The following is a 26,065-nucleotide window of genomic DNA, read 5'->3' on the forward strand; positions in this document are numbered from 1 at the left end:
GATTCAGCAAAAGGGAAGAGAAATGAAAACTAAACTGGCTTTAACGGTACTTGCAGTCATGATTTCGGGTCATGCCGCGGCTAAAACCTGGGTGCTGACAAGTGCTGAAGTGGGCGCTGAAAAGGGAAACTGGAAGATTTCAAGCACAGAGCTGAAGGTAAAGGATAAGACGTTCAGCATTGAACAGAAAGTGCTGCACGGCGGTAAACAAGAAGGCAGCAAAGTGATTGTCATCAGCAGCAAAGATGGCCTCACCATTACCCTGAGTCCAACCCGCGGGATGAACCTGCTGCGGGTTGAAGGCTTCGGTTCGAAAATGGGCTGGGATTCCCCCGTCAAAGAGGTGGTCAACCCGGCGTTTATCAATCTGGAAAGCCGCAATGGGGTGGGCTGGCTGGAAGGTTTTAATGAAATGATAGTCCGCTGTGGCTATGAATGGACCGGTCATCCGGTTACCGCAGACGGTCAAATCTACACGCTGCATGGTAAAGCGGGCAACACCCCGGCCTCACAGGTGGAAGTGGAGGTGGCGGATACGGCGCCCTATGAAATTCACATTCGTGGCCTGATCAAAGAAAGCACCTTCAAGAAAGCCGATTTGCAGACCATGACCGAACTGCGCTATGTGCCTGGTAGCAACAGTTTCAGCCTGCATGACGTCTTAACCAACCATGCGGATTATCCCCACGATTACCAGATTATCTATCACAGCAATTTCGGCGCGCCGATTCTGGAAAACGGCGCGCGCTTCCTGGCGCCGATGGCCAGTATCAGTCCGTTTAACGATTATGCCAAAGACGGACTGAAGACATGGCAAACCTTTGCCGGTCCGACCAAAGGGTTTGATGAAATGGTCTTTAACATCAGGCCGCTATCCGACCAGAACCACCAATCACTGGCGGCAGTCGTGAACAAAGAGGGAGATCAGGGCGCATCCATCCAGTTCGATACCCGTCAGTTACCCGTGCTGACGTTATGGAAGAATACCGATACGGTAAAACAGGGGTATGTAACGGGTATCGAACCAGGCACCAGCTATGCTTACCCGGTCACCATCGAGCGTGAGCAAAAACGCGTTAAGCAACTGCAGCCGGGAGCCAGCACCCAGTTTGATCTGACCTATACATTACTGCACGGCAAAGAGCAGGTCGCAGACGTTGAGAAGAAGATTGCGGCTATTCAGGGCGAGACCAAAATCGATGAAAACGCCGTGCCGATAGCGAAGGAGTAAATCGCCAGGCTAATGCTCCCGGAAGTCCAAATCCGGGAGCACAATGACAGGGATTGCGGTATCAGCGTTTGCGGAGCAAGCATATCAGGGGGCCGGGCATGATTTTTTCGTGCCATGCCAGCATGCTAAGTCGGTTAAACGAAGATGAGGCATTTTCCTGCCAGCGCCACGATGCGTCCCGCACGCTGGGCCATTCCCCGTGGCGCCGTCTCACCACGCGACAACTTCATCAGCCCAAGGCGGATTCGCCCCCGCGCGCGACACGGTAATCGCGGCCGCGCCAACCCCGAGCGCCAGCGCGGCGCGCATCTGCTCCTCGTTCAGTCCGGCAATGGCCGCCTTGGTCAGCAACCCCTGGGCGTGCAGGCTGGCCAGTATCCCGGCATTTACCGTATCTCCGGCTCCCACCGTATCCACCACGGGCACCTTGACCCCCGGAATATGCACCCTGGCGGCGGCCGAATAGGCGTCGGCGCCGGCAGCGCCGCGGGTGATGACCATCAGGCTTGGACCGCGCGCCAGCCAGCGGCCGGCAATCTCCTCGTCGCTGCCGCTTTCCCCGAACCAGGCTAAATCCTCGTCGGAGAGTTTGACGATATCCGCCAGGGCCATCATGCGTTGCAGGCGGGCAAGATAGGTCTCCCGGTCGGCGATGAAGTTGGCGCGGATATTCGGGTCGAGGAACATCACCCGTTGCGGCGCGTCACGCGCCATCAGGGCTTCATAGACGCTGCCGCAAGGCTCGGCGATCAGGCTAATGCCACCGAACAGCAGGGCGGTCGCCTCTTGCGTGGCCGGCAGATCGCTTTCCGTCAGCATGCGGCCCGCGGTATTCTCGTCATAGAAGGTATAGCGCGCCTGGCCCTCAACCAATTGCGCAAACGCCAGCGTGGTCGGGAGCGCGGAGCAGGCCGCATGCGTGCCATCGACATTGGCGCGCGACAGGGCGTCGCGCAGTATCCCGCCCATAAAATCGGATGACAGACCGGAGAACAACCCCGTCGGCACCCCGAGCCGCCCAAGGGCTATCGCGGTATTGAACGCCGCGCCGCCGGGGCAGGGAAGAAAGGCGGCTTCCCCGCCCGCGGTAACGCGGGGCAACATATCTATCAGCGCTTCGCCGCAACATAAAATCATCAGCGTTCTCCTTCACCCACCGTGACCACCGGCGGTGTTTCAAGCTGGTCGGCAACTTGCATCCAGCATGCGGCGAAATGACCGTAAGCGGTTTTGATCGCCACCCCGGTCGGCAGTTCCGGGCATTCATTCTCGCCGTTGCTGCCCCAGTTCACCCAGCCGGACTGGCGGCGCTGCACAATTTGAAAGGCGCCGGAGGGGCGTGAAGTCCACCAGACCATGGCGCGGCCCGCGTCCTGGTGGTATTCCACCGTTTTGCTGGCCGGTCCCGGGAAAATCGTTTCATGCGCCATGGCGGAGACATCCACCGCCTGGTCCGTCAAGACCCAGGGGCGGTCATTCAGATCGGCGCTGACGTGCGCGCGGGCTCTTACCCGGGCCAGCCTGTCCCGCAGTTCGTCTTCGTCGAGCACGTTTTCCCAGGCGCAGAACAGGCGCCAGTAGAGATCCCAGTGGGCCGACGCCATATCCGCCAGCCGGGCGCGGAACTCTTCAAATTTCGGGCTGTGATTCGCTGAGTTGGCCACCGTATCGGCCACCATCGCCACCAGTTCCCCGGCGTAGGGATCGCCGGCGCGATAGCGCGTTCCACCGTAGGCGGCGAAGCGATCAAATACCAGCTGTCCCGGGCCGCCTTCAAACTCATCGCCGACAGTGATTTTATCGGTTACCGAGCGGCCGTTGATCTCGGTCTGGAAGCTATCGACCCGGTAGCGGCGCTGAAAGAAGGGTGTTTTATAAAAAAATTGCCAGTCGATGCTAAAGCGCTTGCCGCGTAATTCCGGCAGCAGACCGTCGGGGATCACCCCATGCATGCGGTAATGATGCAGTACCGGTCCGCATTCCACGGTTTCAATGGCCACCGTGGTATGTTCGGGGGGGTTGATCAGCCCGTTTTCCGGAGTGAAAAAGGGGCCATAGAATCCGCCGATGGCGTTATTCCCGGACGGCAGCAGCTCAAAACCATCCCCGGCGGCGCGGAAATGGCGGATGCCCCACTTCGATGAACCCGCCCCCTGGGCGGTGCCGCGGCACAGTTCAAGATCGAAGGCGCCGGTATCGAGGCGCGCGAAGCAGTCGATTTCTTTGCCGGGCAGTGGCTGAATACCGCCGAACCGCGCGGCTTCCACCACCGTACAGGGCCGCTCGAGGGTGAAACGAAGCCGGCCGGTAAAGCTGACGGTAGCGATAAAGCGGGTGCGGCCATGGCCTGAACCGGCGGCGAGCCGCTGGCAGAGCACCGGCTCGCCACTGTCGGTGGCGGCCAGCCACAGGTCGCCGGCAACATCCCGTTCGATGGCGAATATCACGGGTTCATGCACCCGCTGCCCGGAAAGCGGATCCGTGACGGTAATGGTATCTGACATGCAGGGTCTCCATAACAAGAGGCATAGGGTCCGCTGCCGCGACAGCGGACTGAGTAAGGGAACATCCAGGCGGCGTTATGACGGCGGGGTTTTTTGCCGGCGCCAGAAGGTGAACAGCTCCGGGCGCTGTTTAAGCCCGTCGATGGCCACCGCCAGGATAATAACGATTCCTTTGATCAGCAGTTGGGTGAAGAAGGGGACGCTGAGGAGGATAAGCCCGGTGCTCAGCACGCCAAGAATAATGGAGCCGATCAGCGTGCCGATAATTCGTCCGCGTCCGCCCGACAGGCTGGTGCCCCCCAGCACCACCGCGGCGATGGCGTCCAGTTCATAACCGGTGCCCGCCGTGGGCTGGGCCGAGATAACCCGCGCCGCAAAGATAATGCCCGCCAGGCCCGAGCAGATGCCGGCAATAACATACACGGAGGTGGTAATGCGATTGACTCGCACCCCGGCCAGGCGGGCCGCCTGGGCATTGCCGCCCACCGCGTACAGGTGGCGCCCGTAGCGGGTGCGCTCCAGGATAAACCACGCCAGCACATACACCACGGCCATGATGATCACCGGGATCGGGATGCCGGCCAGGTAGCCGTTGCCAAGTTCGCGAAAGCTCAGGCTGCTTGACACAATGGGCTGGCCTTCGGTGATGGTGTAGGCCAGTCCGCGTAAAAATGTCATGGTGCCCAGGGTAACAATAAACGGCGCCAGCGACAGGTAGGCCGTCAGCGTGCCGTTGATAAGCCCGCAGGCGGCTCCGGCGAGGGTGCCGGCGAGAATCGCCACCGGCGCCGGCCAGCCGGCCATGGCCGCCACCACGGACACTACGCCTGAGACGGCGACAATAGAGCCGACGGACAAATCAATCCCGCCGGTCAGGATCACAAAAGTCAGTCCCGCCGCCAGGATCGCGTTCACGGATATGGAGCGGGCGATATTCAGCAGATTGTCCACCCGATTGAAATTCGGGGCGAACAGCGACATCAGTAGCACCAGCGCCAGCAACACCATCAGAATTCCCACCCGATCCCACCAGCGGGCAAAATCAAACGGCGCCCGGGCGGCCGGCGTTGCGGAAACAGGATTCTCTTTGTTCATATTACCCACCTTCACTTTCTTCCGGCTGACCGGCAAACGTCCCCGTGGCGTGAAGCATCACGATCTCTTCCGTCGCCGTTGCCGAGGACATTTCATGGACGATGCGTCCGTTACGCATCACGAGAAGCCGATCGCTGATACCGATGGCTTCGGGTAAATCTGATGAAATCACCAGCACCGCTTTTCCGGCCCGGGCCAGCTGATCGATAAGCTCATAAATTTCCCGCTTGGCCCCGATGTCGACCCCGCGGGTGGGCTCGTCAAGGATCAGCAGCCGGGAATCGCGCAGCAGCCAGCGCGCCAGCGCCGCCTTTTGCTGGTTGCCGCCGGATAAGTCCTTTACCGGCAGGTCGAGTGCGTTGAGCCGCAGCCGCAGCCGGGTCATCTGTTGGGTAACGGCGGCGCGCACGGCGCCCTGCCTGATCACGCCGGCGGTGACGTAGCGGTCAAGCGAGCTGAGCGCGATATTGCGCTCAACGGAATGGTCCAGAAACAGCCCCTGCGCCTTGCGATCCTCGGATACCATGCCGATCCCATCAGCAATCGCGGCGGTTGGATCGGCGGGGGCGCTTTCCTGTCCCGCCAGACGCACCGTACCCGCCGTGCGCGGGTCGGCGCCGAACAGCAGTCGGCCGATTTCGGTCCGCCCCGAGCCGATAAGCCCGGCCATGCACACCACCTCACCGGCCCGTACCTGAAAAGTCACCGGACCGACCTTATCTCCCGCCAGGCCGGTCACACCCAGCAGGACTTTCCCGGGCACGCGGGCGTCATGTTGATAAAGATCAATGATTTGCCGCCCCACCATCATGCGCACCACCTCGGCGGGAGAGATATCGCGCATGTCCCGGGTGCCCACCCAGCCGCCGTCGCGAAACACCGTGACGCGATGCGCCAACTGCCAGACTTCCTCCATACGATGCGAGATGTAAATCATGCCCACGCCCGCGCGGCTCATTTGGTTAATGATACCGTAGAGCGCCTGCGCTTCAGTGCGGGACAGGGCGGCCGTCGGCTCGTCAAGCACCAGGACGCGCGCATCCTCGCTGACGGCGCGGGCAATCTCCACCATCTGCTGCCGGCCGATGCTCAGCGCACCGAGCGGCTGGCGGGGATCAATATCCGCCTGGATGCGCTCCAGTTTTTGCCGTGCCTCCCGGTACATCCGTTCCCGATCCAGCCACCCCAGGCGGGTCAGTGGCTCCTGGCCCAGCGCCAGGTTTTCGGCCACCGTCATATCCGGCACCGTGTTAAGCTCCTGGTGGATGATGGCGATGCCGTTGCTGCGCGCATCGCGCGGCGATCGGATAGCGATAGCATTACCGTCGATCAGGATGCGACCGCTATCGCGCGCCACATTGCCGGCCAGGATCTTCATCAGCGTCGACTTGCCCGCGCCGTTCTCGCCCATCAGGGCGTGGACTTCCCCGGCCCGCAATTCGAAGCGGACATCATTTAGCGCCAGCGTGGCGCCATAGCGTTTCGAGATCCCCTCAAGCTGTAAAAGGGGGTGTGCCGTTCTGTCAGCCATCGTCCTCACCCTGCGGAATAGGCCGCGTCGCCCATCCCGCCCGTGTTGATTTTTCGCCGCTTACCAGCCCGGGTAGCCGGCCACGTTGTCGCGCGTGACCAGCACGCTGGGAATAAGAACGGTGCGCGCGGCAACCGGTTTGCCAGCCGCGATATCCTGGGCAATCTTAATGGCCTGGTGCACCATTTCCCCCGGATTCTGCGTGGCGGTGCCGATAAAGGGCGAGCCTGATCGCTTGAGCTCGTCCACTGCCTCCGGGCTGCCGTCGACGCCTGTGACCTTAATACCTCCCGCCTTGCCCGCCTGTTCCACCGCCAGCACGGCGCCCAGGGCTGAGGGGTCGTTCATGCCGAAAATACCGGTGACGTCGGGGTGGGCGGTCAGCATATCGGTGGTCACCGCCAGTCCGGAGGCCCGGTCGTTGCGGGAAGACTGTTGCCCGACAATCTTGATGCCGGGGTATTTTTGGGCGACGTTTTTACAGCCCTTAATGCGATCTATAATGGTCTGGATAGGCGTACCGTCCACCAGCAGGACTTCCCCCTTGCCGCCCATTTGGGTAAATAAGTAGTCACAGGACTTTTCCCCGGCCTGCACGGCGTTGGTCATAACGGCGGCGTCCGCCCCTTTGGCCGGGGTATCCACTGCAATCACAATGATGCCGGCGGCTTTGGCCCGTTCGATAGCCGGCTCGATACCGGATTCATCCACAGCGGAAATCACGATCAGATCCACCCCCTGCTGAATAAAAGCGTCGATCTGGGTATTCTGGTTGGACAAATCCAGCTGGGCGTCCTGGACGTTCAGCGTCGCGCCGATCTCGCCGGCCATTTTTTTGCCGCCTTTGGTCATGGCGGAAAAAAATGGATTCGACATGTCCTGGACCATTAACCCGATGCGGGCGATCTTTTTCGGCGCGGCCTGCGCCTGGACCGCGGGCGCCAGGCTGAGCGTGGCGGCGACCACGGCGGCGACGGCCACGGACAGACATGTTTTATGGATTATTTTCATTCGATTCCCCTTCACTTCACGTATTGTTGGATAGCACAGGTGTAGGTACAGCGCGCCGGGACATCCTGCAAAGGCGTTGCCCGGTTACGACTCTTCTTTCTTTTTGGACGCGGCGGGAAAACCGCAGCCGCAGGACTGGCGGACGATAAGCTCCGCCGGTACCTGCTGTTGATACTCGCGCCGGAATACGGGCAAGGGCGTCGCGTTTTGCGGCCCGGTTTGCTCACCGATCAGCGCCACCAGCATTTCGGCCGCGCGCCGGCCGATCTCTTCGCTGTGTTCGTTCAGGGTGGTAAGCGGTGGGTTAAGCAGCGGCGCCCAGTCGAATTCGTCATAGCCGACCAGCGCCATGTCGGCGGGAATGGCGATCCGGCGGTCCTGCAGGAGTTTTAACGCCCCCAGCAGCAAGGGGTTGTTGCCGGCAATCAGCACGTCCGGCAGCCGCGCGGTTTGTTCCAGGTACTGTCCGAGCATGGCATATGCCGAGTGCGTGTCGTTATCGGTTTCCAGCACCACCAGCCGGGCGTCATGGCGGCGGGCCGCTTCGCGTATGCCGCGTTCGCGCTCAAAGCGCGTGGTCCATTTTTCCGGATAGATCAGGAACAGCCATTCGCGATAGCCGTGCCCGGCCAGATGGTCTCCCACCAGCAGGCTGGCGTTATAGTTATCGGTGGTGACGCTGGGATGGCTGTTTTCACCCAGGGGGGCCGAGTCAACAAAAACGATGGGGATCCCCCATGTTTCCAGCAGCCTGATGTTGTCGGGGCTCAGCGTCAGCGTGGCAATCACGCCGGCCATGCGCGACTCGATAAGCCGCTTGATCATCCGGTCTTCAAGGCAGGGATCGTACACGCCGTCCACCGCGACATCGCCCACCACCACCGTCCAGTTCGAGGGCCGCAGCGTTTGCTGGATGCCGGACATCAGGTTGAGGTAATAAGAGTTTGACGCGTGGGCGGTGATCACCGCCACCGAATCCCGGCTGGACCGGCGCAATTCCTGCGCCGCCCGATTGGGAACATAACCCAGTTCCCGCGCCGTCCGCAGGATCATGTTGCGGCTCTCCTCCGACACGCCTTCACCGCCGTTAAGCGCCTTGGATACCGTAAACATGGATAAACCCGTGGCTTGGCTGATGTCCCGCATAGTGACTTTTCGCATGGGCATTTTCTGGTCTCAATGGCCGTTTTCACACCGACCTAAACGTTTATGTTGTTAAGCTAAACGTTTAGTTAGCCGTTTTCAGTGAGCAAAATCTCGTTTTCGGCGCTTTTTTACCCAGGGTAACGCGATGTGACGGCCACGACTGCCTGAGGATACTGTGGTCCAGGCGCGTATCCGCGCCGCGAGCGGTGAGCTACCCACCGCAACGCTAAGGAAATGGTGTTATTTGAAAAAGTTAAAAATAAAATTAACCAAAAGCGGCGCTATTTAAGTGCAGGTGCGCACATATTAAGTGCAGGCGGTCGTGGAGGTGATTTTTATAATAAAATTCTTTTATAGTAAAAAGAAATCAGTAATAAAAAGATTTTATTCATCGTAACATTGGTTGCATGGAAAATTTAATTTATTAATTTAAATCAATGATAATTCATAGGGTTAAGTAAGCGTTTTTGTTTAATTTTATAAAATAAAAAAGCTGGCATAGTGATTGCAATATTTAACCGTGCTCGAAGCGCATGGTAAATTAAATTATATGCTGTTTTTTATTACTCATTAAATATAAAGGTTGAGGCATTATGAATTTTTCGGGTAAGAAACACACAGGCGCTTTACTAGTATTAATGTGTTCGCTGTTGAGCGCCTCTGTCTGGGCGCAAGATAATAATATCCTGAGATTCGGCACGGCATTAGGCTACGCGCCCTTTGAGTATCGCGGCAGCGACGGTCAGATGACCGGTTTCGAAATAGAGCTGGGCAATGCCATCTGCGCCAAATTGCAAAAAAAGTGCCAGTGGGTGGAAACGGAAATATCTACCATGATCCCGGCCTTAAAATCGCGAAAATTTGACGCAATTCTCGCTTCTATCGGCGTTACCGAAGCGCGTAAAAAGCAGCTTTTATTCACCAATAAAGTCCATGTCGGGCATTCGCGTCTTATTGCCAGGGACGATGCCGGATTCAGTTCGGATACCGCGAGTCTGGCCGGTAAAAGCGTCGGTGTCGAGCAGGGCACCAACGTAGAATCTTTTGCTAAAAAAGTGTGGGCGCCGGCGGGAGTAAAAGTGATCTCTTATAGCAATCAGGATCTGGCCTATAGCGACCTTCGTTCCGGCCGGCTGGATGCCGTGCTTACCGGTGAAGTGCAGGGGGAACTGGGCTTCTTGTCCACGGATAAGGGAAAAGGCTATCGCTTTGCCGGCAACGCCATCGAGGATCCGCTGCTGGGCACCGGTGAATCGGCTATCGCCGTCGACAAAAATAACCAACAGCTGGCCGACAATATTAACCAGGCGTTAAAGGAACTGCATGCCGACGGCACCTATCAGAAAATAGCCCGCAAATACTTTCCGCCCAGCATCGATATTTACGGCCAATAACATTACCGGCGAAACGAGGTATTTATGATCCCACAGGGCTATAGCGATATGTTGCTCGCCGGTATCGGCATGACCGTCCGTCTATCCCTGGCTTCACTGGCGGTGGCAATGCTGCTCGGACTGGCGGGCGCGGTAGCCAAGTTATCCGGTAGCCTGGTCTTGCGCGGTATTGCCACTCTCTACACCACGGTCATTCGTAGTATCCCTGATTTGGCCATTATGCTGCTGGTATTTTACAGCCTGCAAATGGGGCTTAATAACGCCACCGACGCCTTAGGCTGGCAACAGATCGATATTAATCCCTTTGGCGCCGGCGTGATTACCCTGGGTTTTATCTATGGCGCCTATTTCACCGAGACCTTTCGCGGTTCCATTATGGCGGTGCCTGCCGGCCAAATGGAGGCGGCCAGGGCATTCGGCATGGGTGGCTGGCAGAGTTTTCGTTTGATTATGTTTCCCCAGATGATGCGTTTTGCCCTGCCCGGGTTAAGCAATAACTGGCTTATTCTGGTCAAGGCCACCGCATTGGTATCGATAATCGGCCTGTCGGATATTACCAAAGCGGCCCAGGAGGTCGGTAAAGGATCCGGGCAACTCTTTTTCTATCTGGTGATTGCCGCGTTGTTCTATTTACTGGTCACCAGCATATCCGGCGTGGTGATTGCGCTCTTGAGTAAACGTTATGAGCTTGGCGTGAGGGAGGCGGGATTATGATTGAAATTCTGCAAACTTATTGGAAAGCCTATATCTGGCATGATGGCTACCAATATTCCGGTTTGGTAATAACCCTCTGGTTATTGGTTGCCTCGCTGCTGATGGGGTTTTCATTTTCGCTACCATTATCTATTATGCGTGCCTCAAAAATAAAATTTTTCTCAGTGCCGGTATGGTGTTTTACCTATGTTTTTCGCGGCACGCCGCTGTATATTCAACTGTTGATTATTTACACCGGCGTCTACAGTTTGCAATGGGTGCACGATCAACCGCTGTTAAATGACTTTTTCCGCAATGGTTTTTATTGCGCCATACTGGCGCTGGGCTTAAATACCACGGCATTTACCACAGAAGTATTTGCCGGCGCCATCCGCTCTATCTCCCCAGGTGAGATTGAAGCGGCGCGGGCATTCGGCATGAGCCGGCATATGCTGTACCGAACCATTATTCTACCCTCCGCGCTGCGGCGCGCTTTACCTTACTACAGTAATGAAGTCATCCTGATGTTACACGCGACGGCCATAGCCTTTACGGCCACGGTGCCTGATGTGCTGAAAGTGGCGGGGGATGTCAATGCTGAGACGTATATGTCCTTTCAGGCTTATGGCATTGCGGCACTGATTTATTTAATGGTTTCATGCGCCCTGATTACATTATTCCGCCTGGGTGAGCGTCGCTGGCTGGCATTTATGCGCCCGATGAATACATAAAACATTTTTATTTTGACAGGACAAGGCATTGGAAAAGCTCTTTGTTGATAATTTTAGTAAAAGTTATGGCGATAATCTGGTATTGCGTGGCGTATCACTGCGCGCCAAGGCCGGTGATGTCGTCAGTCTGATCGGCGCCAGCGGTTCGGGCAAAAGTACGCTACTGCGTTGTATTAATTTTTTAGAGCGGCCGGATGACGGTGCGATATTTTTTGACGGTAAATTGATAAAAACAATTAAAGACCGTCAAGGCCGGATGCAAGTCGCCGACGGCAAAATACTGCAAAAGATCCGTACTCGCCTGAGCATGGTGTTCCAGCATTTTAATTTATGGAACCATCTTACCGCGCTGGAAAATATTATGCTCGCCCCCGTCAATGTTCTGGGTATGCAAAAAAAGGATGCCTATGAACGGGCTAAACTTTATCTGGATAAAGTGGGCTTACCGATGCAAATGGCCAACAAATATCCTTCGCATTTATCCGGCGGCCAACAGCAGCGCGTGGCCATTGCCCGGGCGCTGGCCATGGAACCCGACATTATGCTGTTTGACGAGCCAACCTCCGCCCTGGACCCAGAATTGGTGGGTGAGGTGCTCAAGGTCATGCAACTGTTGGCGGAGGAAGGCCGCACCATGATCGTCGTCACCCATGAGATGGGCTTTGCCCGGCATGTCTCAAACCAGGTGTTGTTCCTGCACCAGGGAAAAATTGAAGAGCAGGGACGGCCACAGGAAGTGCTGACCCATCCCCAAAGCGAACGGCTGCAATGTTTTCTCAGCGGTAATTTGAAATAACGCGTCACCCACGGGGCGTGTAAACATCTGTTTGGCGTAGGGCTGGCGACACCCCTGCGTCGGTATATCCCGAAAGAGGCTGTTATGAACCAGGAAAAATTGACACAACTGATCGAAAAATTTGGCAATCATATTGAAGACGGCAAAATTTATAATCCGGATTTCGCCGCCGCGGGAAAAGTGCTGGAGGCCAGTCGCGCTCCCGGCCACAGCCGGTGGCCGCTGGCCGACCCGGCGACCTTCCTCAACCTGGCCTATGACGCAGGCGCTTACCAGCAACAGTTCGCCGGCCTGGATGTCGCTATCATCGGCGTTCCCATGGATCTGGGCGCCGGCGACCGTCCCGGCTGCCGTTTTGGTCCGCAGGCGGTGCGCTCGGTCAGCCGCGTAGGGCCTTACGATCGCATTCTGAATATTGCCCCGGCCGGCGTACTCAAGGTGATGGACGTTGGGGATGTGGCCTTCACCAATCCGCGCAGCCTGGAACAATGTCACCAGGATATTGAAAACTATTATCTGCGCGTGATGGATGCGGGAGTGGTTCCGCTTACCGTCGGCGGCGATCATTCCATTACCTATTCCATTCTGCGTGCGGTAGGTAAAAAGCAGCCGGTAGCCTGTGTGCATTTTGATGCCCACTGCGATACGTCCGGTGCTTACGGCACGAAATACCACCACGGCGGACCGTTCCGCCAGGCGGTGCTGGACGGCGTGCTGGACCCGGAGCGATGCGTGCAAATCGGTATCCGCGGCGGCGGCACCTACCACGGCGAGTTTTCCCTCGAGTCCGGCATGACCGTAATTTATGGTGAAGATATCCTGGAAAAAGGCACCGCCTATGCCATCGAGAAAATCAAAGGAGTGATAGGCGATCGTCCGGTGTATATCTCCTTTGATATTGATTCGGTTGACCCCGGTTACGCCCCGGGCACAGGGACGCCCGAAGTTGGCGGCCTGACGCCGCGCGAGGTACAACAAATCCTGCGTTCGATGGCCGGCATGAATATCGTCGGCGCAGACGTCGTGGAAGTGGCGCCTCAGTACGATGCCACCTCGAACACCGCACAAATCACAGCTCAGGTGCTGTTCACCGAGCTTTGTCTTATCGCGCTGGCCAAACGCTGAGAATAATGAGGCTGGTTCCCGCACGCTAAGGCGCGGTTACCGGCTGTTATAGGGATGATTTTTTCATACGGGCACTTTATGCTTCCAGTTACCGCGCGGGCACGTCGTGCAGGAAAGCGCTTTTTACTCCTTGATAATATGCTGCTGGAACTGGGCTTTTCGGCGGTTTTTCCCCTGTTATCGGTGCATTTTGTCGAACAATTGGGCTGGCCGGCGGTTATAGTCGGGGTGTCGCTGGGTATTTGGCAGTTTATCCAGTCGGGCACCAGTATTCTCGGCGGCGCCATTGCCGACTATTTTGGCGCTAAACCGATGCTGGTGATCGGCATGTTGCTGCGCGCCGCCGGCATGGGCCTGATGGGTTTTGCCGATCGTGGCTGGATTTTGATGATGGCCTGTACGCTTGCGGCCATTGGCGGCATGCTGTTCTCTCCTTGCCGATCGGCGCTGGTGATAAAACTGGTACGCCCCAACGAGCGCGGGCGCTTTTACTCGATCCTGATGGTTGAAGACAGCGCTTTCCGGGTGCTGGGCGCGCTGTTGGGCAGCTGGTTATTAATGGCCTATGACTTCCAAAGCGTTTGTTTCGCGGGTATGGTCATGTTTATCCTGGCTGCCGGCTGGAATGCCTGGAAGCTACCTGATTACAAGCTTTCCAGCGTCCGTGCGCCCATTCTGTCGGGCATGGCGCGGGCATTTAACGACAAGCCGTTTCGCCGTTATGTCATGATCCTGACCGGTTATTACACGCTCAACGTGCAGGTGATGCTGATGTTGCCCATCGCAGTACAGGCGGTGGCCGGTTCGCCGGCGGCGGTGGGCTGGATGTATTCCATTGACGCGGTGATGGCCCTCCTGCTGCTTTATCCATTGGCGCGCTGGAGCGAACGCCGTTTCCGTCTGGAGCAACGGCTGATCTTCGGCCTGGCATTAATGGCCGCCAGCCTGGTATTGGTCGGGTATGTGGACCGGCTTATGGTGTTGTTCAGCCTGGTCATCTTGTTTTATCTTGGCTCGCTTATCGCCGAACCGGCGCGCGAAACGCTGGGCGCGGAGCTGTCTGATTATCGCGCCAGAGGCAGCTACATGGGCTTTAGCCGCATGGGCGCGGCGGTCGGCGGGGCCCTTGGCTATAGCGGCGGCGGCTGGCTGTATGATTTCGGCACGCGTACCGCCACGCCTGCGTTGCCCTGGCTGATACTGGGCGCTATCGGTCTGGTCACTCTGGTTGCGCTTTATATGCAGTTCAGGAACCATCCGACGCAAATTGCCAGGTTGCGCAGCCTGTAGCCGCGGGCGCCGGGGCGGACAGCAGCTGGATAAAGCGCGCCAGGCGCGGCGTGTGCAGGGCATGATGTCGGTACAGCAGCCAGGTGTGATTGGTGATCGGCTTATTATCTTCGTCGAATATGGGGCAGGGGTGCAGCGCGGCATCGAAGGGAAGGTAGTTGGATAAAATGGCATAACCCAGTCCGTGTTTGACCATTTCCAGGCAGACTTCCAGTTTGTCCACCGTCATGGCCACCCGCGGCGGGGCAGAGAAACTGGCGTTCCACCAGCGATCGAGCAGGGTACTGATATAGGGACCGTGGCTGATGCGGATCTGCGGCAGATGAGGCAGATCCGCCAGGTCGACCGGGCGATGGTAAACGATAAAAAAATAATTTTCATCCACCATGTGTTTGCCCTCTTTCCAGTTGAGATCGTCTTTAACCAGCGCCAGATGCACGTCATTGCGCTGAAGCTGGTGGAAAATTTCCAGACTCAGGCCGGTGGTGACATTCACCGCCACCTGGGGATGCTGGGCGATGAAGTATTGCAGCAGCTTTGGCAGCCGGTAGGCGGCATAATTGCTGGAAGCGCCAATGCGTATTTCTCCGCGCAGCCGGTCACCGCATTGCTGCAAATTTTCTTTCATATCCCGGTAGTCCTGCAATACCTTAACCGCATAGTGCGCGATTTGTTCTCCTTGCAGAGTAAACGTGAGGCTTTTGTGGCTCATGTCGAAAAGCTGCACATCCAGTTTTTTCTCAATCTGCTTGAGACGGTAACTGAGCGCCGGCTGGGACGTATTAAGTAATTGGGCGGCGCGGGTAACGTTTTTTAATTCATAAACGGTACGAATAATCAGCCAGTCTTTATCATCCATCACGGTACTCCTTAGCCCGGAACAGGTAACCGTTCCGGGCACGTTGCCATTCGGCCCGTTCTCCCGGCGCCTATGCCTGTCAGGCGCCTTATGAGTCTCAACGCAGTGGCCTGGCCAGGCCAATGGCGGACCGCACCGCGCACATCACCAGCCGCAGGCCGATATCCTGGGTTAGCGAAATACCGGCTCCGGCGCACGCGACCACTGTTATAGCCCAGACTGAACAGCCGGGGGATAAGAATAGCATAAAAATCCAAGGTCTCTTCCCCCTTGCCCAAGGTAGAAACGCCAACGGTAATCAGGAACATGACGAAGGTAATCCGCCACGCCCCGCGCCGTTTAAAACGGTGCGCCACCCGGCTGATGCCGGCAGCAATTCACCAAAAGAATGCGGCTTATCAATGTGCTGGCAGGCGCCGGGACCGGGCATTTATTCGCCACTGCGTTTGATGCGGAAAATCATCGCCTGTACCTGGGTAATACGCAGGAAGCTCGGTTAGCCAACAGCTCAGCGTTCTGCGTCGCGGGGATTTTGGGTTGAACCCCGAACCCTGGACATCATTTTCAACAACTTGACGGGTAATCAACAGACGGCGCTGGGCGTACGTATAGGGTCTTCCCCCGTATTGCAAGACGGCAGTCATAATGATAGTGACAGGTTTGCTTTCGTAAACCTTTTACTTTTTCTTCTGATTGAAGTTTATTCATCATGGCGGAAATGGATGCTGTCGTGAAGAAGGGGGAAGACCATCTCATCGCTTACGATGAAAAGTCCTGCTATACCGGAGAACAGATTGCGGTTTCATGACAATTTAATTAATTTTTTATTTTATAAATACTGTTTTAAAAAATAGTAACCCTAGGTTACTATTTAGGATTATTCCAAATGTAGAAATTATTTTTTGCTGTTTTAATGGCTGCCATGGCATAAAGACCTTGCCATGATCGCTAACCATAAATAATAGAAATCCAGTTACGGATTATATTATCGATGGACGTTTCTGAAACGAATAACATAGGAATTACATCATGAATATGAAACATTTTTTTTTGAGTTTTATCCTAGTTACGGGTTGTGTCAGCACCGCAATGGCGCATGATGCCAGCTCGGCCAGAGCCGCTGCGGACTCTGCCCGTAATTCGGCTCGCAGTGCAGCGGACTCCGCCCGCAGCAATGCCGCAGAACGCGCCTCAAAGGCTGAGTCCTCATTCGGCAGTCAGCGTTCGCAGGCCCAGGCCGCAGCGGACTCCGCCCGCAGCAATGCATCAGAACGCGCCTCAAAGGCTGAGTCCTCATTGAGCAACCAGCGTTCGCAGGCCCAGGTCGCAGCGGACTCCGCCCGCAGCAATGCATCAGAACGCGCCTCAAAGGCTGAGTCCTCATTCGGCAGTCAGCGTTCGCAGGCCCAGGCCGCAGCGGACTCCGCCCGCAGCAATGCATCAGAGCGCGCCTCAAAGGCTGAATCCTCATTGATCACCCAGCGTTCGCAAGTCCAGGCCGCAGCGGATTCCGCCCGCAACATGGTGGCGCGATCTGAGTTGCAGGACGGGGCAGAAAAGTAGGCGCGGGATAGTGCATTCGCAAACAATCACTGTCAATTGAATGATGATAGTTAAATGCTGAGATAAAATCCTGTTTGAATACGTTCGGTGGCGTACAGCATAATCGATCTCTCGGTATGTTCAGGGCCTGAGTAAGTATTATTTTTTTAGTATTCACGCCAGTACATATCGGGATTTTTAAAATATCAGACTGCTATATTTTCTTCCTTTATAACATGGTCATTACTGAATAATTTTTTTTGTGACAATATTTGAAATGTTTTTATATTTAATTTTAATCGTTAATTTTTTATTGCACACCAAAATGCCTGCATTCCGATTTATTCAACAGTGTCTCGCTGATAATGACAGGCCCGTGGTACACAGCGACAGAAGCGCTCATTACCGTTGGCCGGGTTGCTAACCGTCCTGGTTGGTGAACTGACGTAAGGTCCGCAATCATGATGGGCTTACCGGCAGGAACCTGTTCTGGCCCGTCGTTGGCCAAACCAATAGGCGCAATGGCTTGCGGGTGCGGAATGGGCTGTTCCGCAATGGCTATAACGGCGCGGCGCTTGCATGTTGCTCAAAGTCCAGTTTATCGGTAAGGCAAATGGACAGAATGGACGCATCTTGTTCTCCCTGCGTCACAAAGGCGTGCGGCATCGAACTATCAATGTAGGCGCTGTCGCCGGGCAATAAGCAAAGCGGGGCATACCAGGCGGTATGCAAAATGGTTGTCCCGCTGATCGCGTAGATAAATTCTTCGCCTTCATGGCAGGACCATTGGTCCTGCGGCGGCGCTTCGCGTGCGGTAATCTGCATGACTATCGGGATCATGCCCTTATGGGTCAGTTCCTCGGCGTGCACATTGTAGATGTAATGCGCGTTGGTAAATACCAATCCTTCTCCCGCGCGGGTGACGGTCCGGCGGCCCGCCACCGGCGGACGGGCATTTGCTGCGGACGACGCGTTCTGCCTGAACAAATCGCTGAAGGACAAATCGAAGGCGTTGGCAATTTTGGTGATGGTGTCGAAGGAGGCCGATACCTGGCCATTTTCTATCTTTGACAGCGTCGAGATGGACACTCCGCAGTTTTTCGCCACCTGTTCCAGCGTCCAGCGCCGTTCCACCCGCATGGCCTTAATCCGTTTGCCGAAATCCTGCTCGGTGGTCAACGCGGTCCTTATACCTGCCGTTTTACTGTAGCTATTATTCTCCATCGCCCGCTCCGGAATACTGAGTACCTACTTAGCGCTGAAGTGTACGTTATTTTCTCATGGATCGCTTATTTTTTACTATAAGAAAAACATTTTGGTGTAAATGAAAAATAGGCGGCATGATGTGAAAACCAGCGCAACCCGCGGGTCCGCGAAAACGGGCGGCGGTTGATTCATTAAGCTACGGGAGAAGGACGTGAGCGAAACCATTATTGCTACCGTTTCCATGCAGGCGTTTTATGACAAGCCGCGTAATGTCGGCAATATCCTCGCGCTACTGGCGCAGGCCGTTGCCGCCGGCGCCAGGCTGGTGGTGTTTCCCGAGCAAATTTTGCAAGGCTACCTGACCGATACCCTGAGTCTGGATTTCGATAACGTGGCCTGGCAATTCGCCAACGCCGAAGTGATCGAAAGCGGGGAGGGCATCGGCCAGATCCGCGAGGCGGTGATCCGGCATCAGGTCTATGCGGTAGTGGGCATGACCGAGCGCCATCCCCGTTACCCGGAAGTCCTGTTCAACACCGTGGTGCTGCTGGGACCGGGCGGGGAGGTGGGCCGCTATCGCAAAGTGCACCAGCCGGGGGACGAGAAGCATGTTTATTATCCCGGCGAGGGTTTCCCGGTGTTCGATACGGCGCTCGGCCGCATCGGCATGCTGATTTGCTATGACAAGGTGTTTCCTGAAAGTACCCGCGAACTGGCCCTCAACGGGGCGGATATCATGATCATGCCCACCGCCTGGGGGCTGGCGGGCGACAGCCGGGACCCGGAGCAGGATTCCATGGTCGACAGCTATACCCTGTTCGGCCGGGTGCGCGCGATGGAAAATCAATGCTGGATGGTGGAATCCAATTTGCACGGTCCCCATGGCAACCTGCTGTATCACGGCCACAGCCGCATCATCGATCCGCGTGGCAATATTATTGCCGATACCGGCAATGCTGCGGGCATCGCCCTGGCGAGCGTCAACATCCGGCAGGATATCACCCGCGCGCGCAGCGTAGGGTATATGGGGTACTTTTTCCTCAAAGATTATGTGCCGGTGCGGGCATCCGATCCGCCGTTAACCGTCCGCCATTACCATGCCAGACAGGTGGGGGAATAACGCCATGCCGCATACCCTGGAAGCAGTTAACATCTCCAAAAGCTATGTCTCGGCCGCGGGGCCGGTGGCGGTGCTCAATGCCCTGGATTTTCATGCCGATGAAAATGAGTTTATCTCCTTTGTCGGCCCCAGCGGCTGCGGTAAATCCACGCTGTTTAATATTATCACCGGCCTGCTGGCGCCGGACGACGGCCACATCATTATCAAAAACCGCGAGACCACCGGCAGCCCCTCGCCGGATCTGGGCTATGTCCTGCAAAAAGACCTGCTGTTCCCCTGGCGAACCGTGCTGGAGAACATCATCCTGGGCCTGGAGGTGCGGGGAATAAATAAAAAAATCGCCCGTGAACGCGCCGCCGACTTATTGCGTACTTACCACATGGAAGGGTACGAGGATAAATATCCCGCCCAGCTGTCCGGCGGCATGAAACAACGGGTGGCGTTAATGCGCACCATGGTTACCGAGCCCGAAATCATCCTGATGGATGAAGCGTATAAGGCGCTGGATTATCCGCTGAAAGTCTCGCTGGAGTCGGAACTGCTGACGGTGGTGAAACAGCAGAAAAAGACGGTGATATTTATCACCCACGATATCGAGGAGGCGGTCACGCTCTCGGATCGGGTCTATGTCATGAAAGCCAGGCCGGGCGAAATCGTACACGAGATAAGGGTCGATTTGGAAACCGACAGCATGATCATTCCCGAGCGCCGGCTTTCGCCGCGCTTCAATGAGTATTACGAAATGATTTGGCGCAGCATCGGCGCCGCCCCGGTCAATATATGAATGTTTTTCGCGAGGCGCAATCATGAGCAGTATTCCGCAACCTACCCGGGTGAACACGTCCCGCAAGAGCGAACGGCTGGAGTCCTTTTTCCGTACCCCGGCCGTCAGGAGCTATACGTTGCTGCTGTTGCAGATACTGATAGTGGCCGGCCTGCTGGCCGGCTGGGAAATCGGCGTACGCAACGGCAGCATCAGCAAGTTCCTGTTCGCCAGTCCCAGCATGGTGTGGGAGGTGCTGGTGCAGCGCTTCCAGTCCGGCGAACTGCTGGCCGACATTCAAATCACCACCTACGAGACGCTGATAGGCTTTGTCGTCGGCGCGATAGGCGGGTCTATCCTGGGATTGTTGCTGTGGTACTCCAAATTTATTTCCGATCTGGCCGCGCCCTTTATCGCCGCCATCGGCGCCATTCCGGTATTGGCCATCGCGCCTATCACTATCATCTGGTTTGGCACGGAAATGCTGTCCAAAGTGGTTATCGTCGCCTTCTCCTGCGTGGTGGTTTCGCTGACCACCTCCTATAAGGGCGCCCTGCGCACCGACCCCGACCTGATAAACCTGCTGCGGTCCTTCGATGCCTCGCGCACGGTGATTTTCGTCAAGCTGGTAGTGCCGTCCGCCATGCTGTGGGTCGTGTCCGGCCTGCGCCTGAACGTCGGTTTCGCCCTGGTGGGCGCCATCGTCGGGGAATACATCTCCTCCGACGCCGGCGTCGGCCATATGATCCTGCTGGGCAGTTCCAATTTCGGTATGAATATCGTCCTGGCGGGTATTGTGCTGGTGATGGTTATGATGCTGATTTTCAACGGGTTAGTTGCTTTACTCGAACGTATGATTCTCTCATGGGAAAGGGCCTGAAAAATGAATACAAGCAAGCGTATACGTAGTTTTACCCTGGCTGCGGTACTGTGCGGCGCGGTGTGGGGGTCGGCGTCGGCGGCGCAAACGCCGGTGCGCATCAACCAGGCTTTTCAATCATTGCTCTACCTGCCGCTGTATGTCGCGCAGGAACAGGGCTTTTTTAAACAGCAGGGCCTTGAGGTCAAGATCAGCACCGGCGGAGGCGGCTCCCAATCCTGGGCGGCGGTGATCGGCGGTTCGGCGGATTTTTCCATCCAGGACCCGGTGTTTGTGCCGAAATCCCATGAAAATGGCGGCGGCGGAGTCGTGGTGGCCGGCGTGCAAAACGCGCCGACGGTGTTTATCTTCGGCAAGGACGCCACGCCGCTGCAAAATAACCTGAGCTTTTTGTCCAATAAGCGGGTGGTGACCAGTCCGCAGCCCGACACCACCTGGGCATTTATGAGCTATCTGATCAAGCAGCAAAAATTAAGCAATGTGAAGCTGGTGCATGTGGCGATAGGCAATGAAATCCCGGCGGTGGTGGCCGATCGTGCCGACTATGCGCTGGCGGTGGAGCCGCAGACCTCGATGGCGGAAAAGCAGAACGGCCTGCATGTGGTGTATTCATTTTCCGCCAACCAGGACTGGTTTCCCTTTGCGTTCTCCAGCCTGACCACGACCCAGGACTACATCGACAAGAACCCCGCGCAGGCGCAGGGCGTGGTGACCGCCTTTGAAATGGCGTCGCGCTTTATTTACAGCAATACCGACCGGGCGGTGGAGATTGCCGCCAAATACTTCCCCAATGTGCCCAAGGATCTGGTGCGCACCGCGGTGCTGCGCGAAATCGACGCCAAGGGCTATCCGGAGAATGTGCTGGTCTCGCAAAAAGCGTGGGACAACAATATGAACATTGCCCTGTATGCCAAAAACATCAAGGCCTATCCCTCGGCCGCCACGTCCTACGACAGCAATGTGAATACCGAACTGGCCGGCAAAGCCAAGCAGGCGGTAGATGCCATGGGTAAACAGTAGGAGCGGGGCCATGAATGATGAAATCGCCGCGCGTTTGGCGCTGATTAACCTTTATACCCCGGCGGATGCCGCGCTATTACTCCCATTGCTTGGCGACTGCGCGCAGCGGGCCGCCGGCGTGGCCGCCTACGGCGCGCGCCATTTCCCGCCGGCCCTGTTGCCGGCCACCGCCTGGGTCTCGCCGCTGCATCCGCCGACGGCGATGGCCGTGGAGGAGGGCTGATGGACGACCTGTTAGCGTTTTCCATGGGCGAAGCCGGACGCCGGGTGCGAGCCCGGCAGTTCAGCTTCCCGGAGCTGCTGGAGGCCTGCCTGGCACGCGAAGCCGCCACCCGCGATCTGAATGCGTTTAACGCGCTTTATCGCGATCAGGCACGCAACGTGGCGCAGGCCAGCCAGACGCTGCTGGAGCAGGGCTACGATCTCGGTCCCCTCCAGGGGATGCCGATCGCCATTAAAGCCAATATCGCCCTGGCGGGGCAGGAGATGCACGCCGGCAGCCGGATACTGGCCGGATCGCTGGCGCAGCGCGATGCCGGGGTCGTGCGGCGGTTAAAACGGGCCGGCGCGATTATCATCGGCAGCACCAATATGCATGAATTCGCCTGGGGCGGCACGACGGATAATCCCCATTACGGCCCCAGCGGCAACGCCTGGGATGGCAACCGCATACCAGCCGGCTCAAGCGGAGGATCGGGCGTGGCGGCGGCGGTGCGCAGCGCGCTGGGCGCGCTGGGCACCGATACCGGCGGGTCCATCCGGCTGCCCGCCGCCATGAATGGCGTAACCGGGTTGCGCCCGGGCGTGGGACGGATCGCCACCGACGGTATTTTCCCGCTGGCCGCCAGTCTCGACACCGTCGGGCCGCTGGCCGGCTATGCCGAAGACTGCGCGTTGATGTTCAGTGCGCTGACCGGCGATACCGTACCCGCCGCCTTACCCGATCTGCACGGCCTGCGCATTGGCCTGCTGGGGGAGTATAGCGAGAAAGTACAGCCGGACGTGGCGCGCGCCTATCATGATTTGACGGACTGGTTCCGCGCCGCCGGGGGCCGCTGCGAAACCCTGTCGTTCAGCGGACTGGAGCAGGCGGTTAATGCCCTGGTGTTAATCAATCTGGCCGAGCCGGCCGCGCTGCATGCACCGTGGCTGGCGGACCGGGCCGGGGAGTACGGGGAAGATGTCCGCTTGCTGTTGCAGGCCGGCCTGGGCATCAGCGCGGTGGAGTATTTGCAGGCGCAGCGCTATCGCACCGCATTACGGCAGCAAATGATGGAAAAATTCAACCAAGTGGACGTGATACTGGCACCCACGCTGCCGTTTACCGCGCCGTTGAAAGGCCAGACGCAGGTACGCATCGGCGATGATGAGGAGAGCGTGCTCACCGGCAATATGCGCTTTAACGCGCTTGCCAGCCTGGCCGCGCTGCCCGCCCTGAACCTTCCCGCCGGTTTTGACAGTGCGGGTTTACCCATCGGCATGCAGCTGATTGGCCCGGATGGCGGCGAACAGCGACTGATGGGCATCGCCGCCTGTTTCCAGCGGGAAAGCGACTACCACCGGCGCACGCCGGTTATGGTCAACCGTTGAAAAAACTGCTGTTCCAGGATGTGCTGATTCTGCTGGTGGTAGCATCGGGCTGGGCGTTCAACGTGATCGCCATGAAATTCGGCCTGATGGAACTGCCGCCTCTGCTGATGTTGTTGGTTCGCTTTATGATTGTGGCGGCAGTACTGGTGCCGTTCAATCCAATACGGTGGCAACAGGTCCCGCTACTGTGTTTATTGGCTTTTACCTTTGGTTTTGTTCACTTTTCCCTGCTGCTGCTCGGTATGCGCTATACCGATGCCGGCAGCGCGGCCGTGCTGGTACAGATGGGGACCCCGATGGCGATGGCGCTGGCGGCGGTATGGCTGAAGGAAAGGCTCACATTGCGGCAGATAATCGGTGTCTGCGGCGCTGTGGCGGGCGTGGTGGTGCTCTCCGGCAGCCCCGCGCTGAATTCATGGCATGGGCCGGCTTTGCTGCTGTTAAGCGCCGGCGGGTGGGCCGTGACCACTATTGTGATTAAGCGATCGCCGCCGATCCCGCCGCTGGCGATGACCGGCTGGCTGTCGCTGTTTGCCATACCCCTGGTTTCACTTTGTTCCTTCCTAACGGAGCATCACCAATTGACGCTGTTCCTGGCGGCGGGCTGGCGGGGTTGGCTTGGGATAATCTACAGCGCGCTGGGTTCGTCGCTGATATCCTATTCGCTCTGGTACTGGTTATTGAAAAAGTATCCGGTAAACCAAATCCTTCCCTGGTCGCTACTCAGCCCGGCGCTGGCGGTGTTGTTGGGGGCGGCGATACTGGGCGAAAAACTGGATCAGGGCAAGCTGCTGGGCGCCGTACTGGTTGTCGGCAGCATTTTCATCGCGGTGATGAATCCGGGACGATACGGCCGAGGAATCCCCATATCCGCGGAACGTCGACGGCGTTAAAAAAAGTCTCCGGCTGAATACCGCCGAACCGCGCGGCTTCCACCGCCGTACAGGGCCGCCCGACGGTGAAATGAAGCCGGCCGCTAAAGCAGACGGTAGCGATAAAAGGGGTGCGGCCACGGCCCGGTTTAGCGTCGGGTGGCATTCATTTGCGGTGTCAGGAATGCGTTACGAAACACCTGATTGGGTTGGTAAAATCATTGTGCTTTTCAAAAAATAATGATTATTATTCTCATATAAAGATCGGGACGCCATGACGTCCCGGCTCTTGCTGCTTATTGATGCAATGTGAAACCCCTTTTAGCTGCCTGGCGCTGGCCCGGCGGCAACCTCAATTCATTGAAATGGAGATAGTATGGACGTGATAACGACCACCGGCGGACGGCCGGGGCCACGCGCGGCGTATGCGCTGCTGCTGGCTGGCGCGCTGTTGTTTACCCTGGCCCAGGAGGCCTGGGCGGCACAGGAGCCGCTGCGCAAACCCGTCGGCAAAGGCGCTTACGAGATGGCGTACAGCACGCAAGGCGACGCGCTTTACCTGGCCACCTCGCAAAGCCGCAAGCTGGACAAAGGCGGGGTGGTATATCGCCTCGACCCCGCCACGCTTGATATCACCCAGATTATCCACAACGATATCAAACCCTTCGGCGCCGCCATCAATACCAAGACCGATACCCTATACTTCGGCAACACCGTCGACGGCGCCGTCACCGCCATCGACGCCAAAACCGGCGCGGTAACAGGCCGGCTGGTGCTGGATGGGCGCCAGCGTTCTGACACCGTCAAACCGCTGGCGCCGCGTGAGCTGGTGGTGGACCAGGAGACCAATACCCTTTATATCGCCGGACTGGGTGAGTCCAGCGTGATATGGGTGGTGGACGGTGCTACCCTGACCCTGCGCGCCACCCTGGACGATATCGGCAAAATGGGCACCGGGCTGGCGCTGGACGCGGCGGCAAAACGCCTGTACGTGACCAATGCCGACAACGAACTGCTGTCCATCGACACCGTCACCAACAACGTGGTGCTGCGCAAAAAGCTCGATGAAACCGCGACGGAACACTTTTTCCTCAACCTCAGCCTGGACCCGGCGACGCACCGCGCGTTTATCACCGATTCCAAACAGCCGCAGGTGCTGGTGGCGGATACCCGCAACGGTAATATCCTGGCGAAAATCGGCGTGCCGGCATCGCTGGCGGTGCTGTTTAACCCGACGCGCAACGAAGTCTATGTGACCCACCGCCAGGCGGGGCAGGTGAGCGTGATCGACGCCAAGACCTATAACGTGCTGCGCACCATCGCTACCCCGGTGCACCCGAATAGCCTGGCCCTGTCGCCCGACGGCCAAACGCTGTATGTCAGCGTAAAGCAGGCCTCCAGCCGCCAGCAGGAAGCCACCAGCCCGGATGACGTGATGCGTATCGCGCTGCAGTAATACCCGGCAGGGCGCGACGGCGTCCTGCCTGACCCTTTCCGATATGCCGCCCGCCCCGGAACTGGACGTGCCGGGGGCACGGCGCAAGCGGGTTGCCCAACGGCGGTGGCAGGCTCTGGGCGCTTACCCGATTACTGCTGATATTCTCCAACAACCGGCTTTGCATTCCCCATTCAAGACGTCGCAGAAAGCGCGCCTGGCTCACGCACT

The 26,065-nt window shown here is 57.4% G+C and carries 25 protein-coding genes; 16 read left to right on the plus strand and 9 right to left on the minus strand.

All coding sequences use genetic code 11. The features are described 5' to 3' along the window. The first annotated feature begins 22 nt into the window (after positions 1-22). Positions 23-1,231: an aldose 1-epimerase family protein gene (locus ACL2XN_RS01115; RefSeq protein WP_410014571.1), complete on the plus strand. Its 1,209-nt coding sequence runs from the start codon at positions 23-25 to the stop codon at positions 1,229-1,231. A gap of 210 nt (positions 1,232-1,441) precedes the next feature. On the opposite strand, the gene ACL2XN_RS01120 is transcribed toward ACL2XN_RS01115, so the two are convergent. From ACL2XN_RS01120 to ACL2XN_RS01145, 6 genes are all read right to left on the minus strand, one after another. Further along, complete coding sequence (locus tag ACL2XN_RS01120) at positions 1,442-2,368, minus strand: carbohydrate kinase family protein (protein ID WP_410014572.1); 927 nt, start codon at positions 2,366-2,368, stop codon at positions 1,442-1,444. Further along, a complete protein-coding gene (locus ACL2XN_RS01125; RefSeq protein WP_410014573.1) occupies positions 2,368-3,735 on the minus strand; it encodes a hypothetical protein in 1,368 nt (455 codons plus the stop codon). The genes ACL2XN_RS01120 and ACL2XN_RS01125 overlap by 1 nt, the downstream gene beginning before the upstream one ends. Before the next feature lie 75 nt (positions 3,736-3,810). After that, positions 3,811-4,830, minus strand: coding sequence for an ABC transporter permease subunit (locus tag ACL2XN_RS01130; protein ID WP_410014574.1), 1,020 nt, complete (start codon positions 4,828-4,830; stop codon positions 3,811-3,813). 1 nt (position 4,831) lies between these two features. Continuing rightward, positions 4,832-6,361 (minus strand): sugar ABC transporter ATP-binding protein, encoded by a 1,530-nt coding sequence (locus ACL2XN_RS01135; protein ID WP_410014575.1) that lies wholly within the window; start codon positions 6,359-6,361, stop codon positions 4,832-4,834. Positions 6,362-6,421: 60 nt separating this feature from the next. After that, positions 6,422-7,372, minus strand: a complete 951-nt coding sequence (locus tag ACL2XN_RS01140; RefSeq protein ID WP_410014576.1) for an ABC transporter substrate-binding protein — start codon at positions 7,370-7,372, stop codon at positions 6,422-6,424. Between the two features lie 84 nt (positions 7,373-7,456). Continuing rightward, on the minus strand, positions 7,457-8,533 hold the full coding sequence (locus tag ACL2XN_RS01145) for a LacI family DNA-binding transcriptional regulator (protein ID WP_410014577.1): 1,077 nt from the start codon (positions 8,531-8,533) through the stop codon (positions 7,457-7,459). A 635-nt stretch (positions 8,534-9,168) separates the two neighbouring features. On the opposite strand from ACL2XN_RS01145, the gene ACL2XN_RS01150 reads away from it, so the two are divergent. The 6 genes from ACL2XN_RS01150 (at position 9,169) to mdtH (ending at position 14,547) form a co-directional block, all read left to right on the plus strand. Next, positions 9,169-9,912, plus strand: coding sequence for a transporter substrate-binding domain-containing protein (locus ACL2XN_RS01150; RefSeq protein WP_413729903.1), 744 nt, complete (start codon positions 9,169-9,171; stop codon positions 9,910-9,912). A 27-nt stretch (positions 9,913-9,939) separates the two neighbouring features. Beyond that, the gene (locus ACL2XN_RS01155) at positions 9,940-10,626 is read left to right on the plus strand and encodes an ABC transporter permease (protein ID WP_413731036.1); all 687 of its coding nucleotides are present in this window, start codon (positions 9,940-9,942) and stop codon (positions 10,624-10,626) included. Continuing rightward, positions 10,623-11,336 (plus strand): ABC transporter permease, encoded by a 714-nt coding sequence (locus ACL2XN_RS01160; protein ID WP_413729904.1) that lies wholly within the window; start codon positions 10,623-10,625, stop codon positions 11,334-11,336. Before ACL2XN_RS01155 ends, ACL2XN_RS01160 begins: the two co-directional genes overlap by 4 nt. A 28-nt stretch (positions 11,337-11,364) precedes the next feature. Further along, entirely contained in the window at positions 11,365-12,132 is a 768-nt protein-coding gene (locus tag ACL2XN_RS01165; RefSeq protein WP_410014580.1) for an ABC transporter ATP-binding protein, read from the plus strand. An 84-nt stretch (positions 12,133-12,216) separates the two neighbouring features. Further along, complete coding sequence (gene speB, locus ACL2XN_RS01170) at positions 12,217-13,257, plus strand: agmatinase (protein WP_410014581.1); 1,041 nt, start codon at positions 12,217-12,219, stop codon at positions 13,255-13,257. A gap of 78 nt (positions 13,258-13,335) precedes the next feature. Further along, positions 13,336-14,547: a multidrug efflux MFS transporter MdtH gene (mdtH, locus tag ACL2XN_RS01175; protein WP_413729905.1), complete on the plus strand. Its 1,212-nt coding sequence runs from the start codon at positions 13,336-13,338 to the stop codon at positions 14,545-14,547. On the opposite strand, the gene ACL2XN_RS01180 is transcribed toward mdtH, so the two are convergent. Both ACL2XN_RS01180 and ACL2XN_RS01185 read right to left on the minus strand, forming a co-directional pair. Then, positions 14,504-15,406, minus strand: coding sequence for a LysR family transcriptional regulator (locus tag ACL2XN_RS01180; protein WP_410014583.1), 903 nt, complete (start codon positions 15,404-15,406; stop codon positions 14,504-14,506). The two genes, mdtH and ACL2XN_RS01180, sit on opposite strands and share 44 nt — an antisense overlap. A gap of 11 nt (positions 15,407-15,417) precedes the next feature. Then, on the minus strand, positions 15,418-15,762 hold the full coding sequence (locus tag ACL2XN_RS01185; RefSeq protein WP_413729906.1) for a hypothetical protein: 345 nt from the start codon (positions 15,760-15,762) through the stop codon (positions 15,418-15,420). A gap of 673 nt (positions 15,763-16,435) precedes the next feature. Here ACL2XN_RS01185 and ACL2XN_RS01190 point away from each other — a divergent pair. Continuing rightward, positions 16,436-16,969, plus strand: coding sequence for a hypothetical protein (locus ACL2XN_RS01190; protein ID WP_413729907.1), 534 nt, complete (start codon positions 16,436-16,438; stop codon positions 16,967-16,969). Between the two features lie 537 nt (positions 16,970-17,506). Here the strand turns inward: ACL2XN_RS01190 and ACL2XN_RS01195 are convergent. Then, positions 17,507-18,172 carry a helix-turn-helix domain-containing protein gene (locus ACL2XN_RS01195; protein ID WP_410014585.1) on the minus strand — a complete coding sequence of 222 codons (666 nt, stop codon included), beginning with the start codon at positions 18,170-18,172 and terminating at the stop codon, positions 17,507-17,509. Between the two features lie 193 nt (positions 18,173-18,365). Between ACL2XN_RS01195 and ACL2XN_RS01200 the strand changes: the two genes are divergently transcribed. The 8 genes from ACL2XN_RS01200 to ACL2XN_RS01235 all read left to right on the plus strand — a co-directional run bounded on the left by ACL2XN_RS01200 (position 18,366) and on the right by ACL2XN_RS01235 (position 25,855). Beyond that, complete coding sequence (locus ACL2XN_RS01200; RefSeq protein WP_413723124.1) at positions 18,366-19,274, plus strand: carbon-nitrogen hydrolase family protein; 909 nt, start codon at positions 18,366-18,368, stop codon at positions 19,272-19,274. A 4-nt stretch (positions 19,275-19,278) separates the two neighbouring features. Beyond that, the gene (locus tag ACL2XN_RS01205; RefSeq protein WP_410014587.1) at positions 19,279-20,058 is read left to right on the plus strand and encodes an ABC transporter ATP-binding protein; all 780 of its coding nucleotides are present in this window, start codon (positions 19,279-19,281) and stop codon (positions 20,056-20,058) included. Between the two features lie 22 nt (positions 20,059-20,080). Beyond that, a complete protein-coding gene (locus ACL2XN_RS01210) occupies positions 20,081-20,917 on the plus strand; it encodes an ABC transporter permease (RefSeq protein WP_413729908.1) in 837 nt (278 codons plus the stop codon). 3 nt (positions 20,918-20,920) lie between these two features. Further along, positions 20,921-21,937, plus strand: coding sequence for an ABC transporter substrate-binding protein (locus ACL2XN_RS01215; RefSeq protein WP_410014589.1), 1,017 nt, complete (start codon positions 20,921-20,923; stop codon positions 21,935-21,937). Positions 21,938-21,947: 10 nt separating this feature from the next. Continuing rightward, the gene (locus tag ACL2XN_RS01220; RefSeq protein ID WP_410014590.1) at positions 21,948-22,160 is read left to right on the plus strand and encodes a hypothetical protein; all 213 of its coding nucleotides are present in this window, start codon (positions 21,948-21,950) and stop codon (positions 22,158-22,160) included. After that, positions 22,160-23,527 (plus strand): amidase, encoded by a 1,368-nt coding sequence (locus ACL2XN_RS01225; RefSeq protein WP_413729909.1) that lies wholly within the window; start codon positions 22,160-22,162, stop codon positions 23,525-23,527. The genes ACL2XN_RS01220 and ACL2XN_RS01225 overlap by 1 nt, the downstream gene beginning before the upstream one ends. Positions 23,528-23,532: 5 nt before the next feature. After that, positions 23,533-24,420, plus strand: a complete 888-nt coding sequence (locus ACL2XN_RS01230) for a DMT family transporter (RefSeq protein WP_410016791.1) — start codon at positions 23,533-23,535, stop codon at positions 24,418-24,420. Between the two features lie 355 nt (positions 24,421-24,775). Further along, positions 24,776-25,855, plus strand: a complete 1,080-nt coding sequence (locus ACL2XN_RS01235) for a YncE family protein (protein WP_413728126.1) — start codon at positions 24,776-24,778, stop codon at positions 25,853-25,855. Positions 25,856-26,065: the final 210 nt, after the last annotated feature.

Source organism: Sodalis sp. RH22, assembly GCF_047324165.1.
GTDB lineage: Bacteria > Pseudomonadota > Gammaproteobacteria > Enterobacterales > Enterobacteriaceae > Acerihabitans.

Bases quoted from the DNA above. Each gene is read 5' to 3' on its own strand.
- ACL2XN_RS01125 (WP_410014573.1), bottom strand. From the start codon at position 3,735: ATGTCAGATACCATTACCGTCACGGATCCGCTTTCCGGGCAGCGGGTG.
- ACL2XN_RS01180 (WP_410014583.1), bottom strand. From the start codon at position 15,406: ATGGATGATAAAGACTGGCTGATTATTCGTACCGTTTATGAATTAAAA.
- ACL2XN_RS01225 (WP_413729909.1), top strand. From the start codon at position 22,160: ATGGACGACCTGTTAGCGTTTTCCATGGGCGAAGCCGGACGCCGGGTG.
- mdtH (WP_413729905.1), top strand. From the start codon at position 13,336: ATGCTTCCAGTTACCGCGCGGGCACGTCGTGCAGGAAAGCGCTTTTTA.
- ACL2XN_RS01120 (WP_410014572.1), bottom strand. From the start codon at position 2,368: ATGATTTTATGTTGCGGCGAAGCGCTGATAGATATGTTGCCCCGCGTT.
- ACL2XN_RS01130 (WP_410014574.1), bottom strand. From the start codon at position 4,830: ATGAACAAAGAGAATCCTGTTTCCGCAACGCCGGCCGCCCGGGCGCCG.
- ACL2XN_RS01215 (WP_410014589.1), top strand. From the start codon at position 20,921: ATGAATACAAGCAAGCGTATACGTAGTTTTACCCTGGCTGCGGTACTG.
- ACL2XN_RS01115 (WP_410014571.1), top strand. From the start codon at position 23: ATGAAAACTAAACTGGCTTTAACGGTACTTGCAGTCATGATTTCGGGT.
- ACL2XN_RS01235 (WP_413728126.1), top strand. From the start codon at position 24,776: ATGGACGTGATAACGACCACCGGCGGACGGCCGGGGCCACGCGCGGCG.
- ACL2XN_RS01140 (WP_410014576.1), bottom strand. From the start codon at position 7,372: ATGAAAATAATCCATAAAACATGTCTGTCCGTGGCCGTCGCCGCCGTG.
- ACL2XN_RS01160 (WP_413729904.1), top strand. From the start codon at position 10,623: ATGATTGAAATTCTGCAAACTTATTGGAAAGCCTATATCTGGCATGAT.
- speB (WP_410014581.1), top strand. From the start codon at position 12,217: ATGAACCAGGAAAAATTGACACAACTGATCGAAAAATTTGGCAATCAT.
- ACL2XN_RS01190 (WP_413729907.1), top strand. From the start codon at position 16,436: ATGAATATGAAACATTTTTTTTTGAGTTTTATCCTAGTTACGGGTTGT.
- ACL2XN_RS01210 (WP_413729908.1), top strand. From the start codon at position 20,081: ATGAGCAGTATTCCGCAACCTACCCGGGTGAACACGTCCCGCAAGAGC.
- ACL2XN_RS01145 (WP_410014577.1), bottom strand. From the start codon at position 8,533: ATGCGAAAAGTCACTATGCGGGACATCAGCCAAGCCACGGGTTTATCC.
- ACL2XN_RS01195 (WP_410014585.1), bottom strand. From the start codon at position 18,172: ATGGAGAATAATAGCTACAGTAAAACGGCAGGTATAAGGACCGCGTTG.
- ACL2XN_RS01135 (WP_410014575.1), bottom strand. From the start codon at position 6,361: ATGGCTGACAGAACGGCACACCCCCTTTTACAGCTTGAGGGGATCTCG.
- ACL2XN_RS01205 (WP_410014587.1), top strand. From the start codon at position 19,279: ATGCCGCATACCCTGGAAGCAGTTAACATCTCCAAAAGCTATGTCTCG.
- ACL2XN_RS01220 (WP_410014590.1), top strand. From the start codon at position 21,948: ATGAATGATGAAATCGCCGCGCGTTTGGCGCTGATTAACCTTTATACC.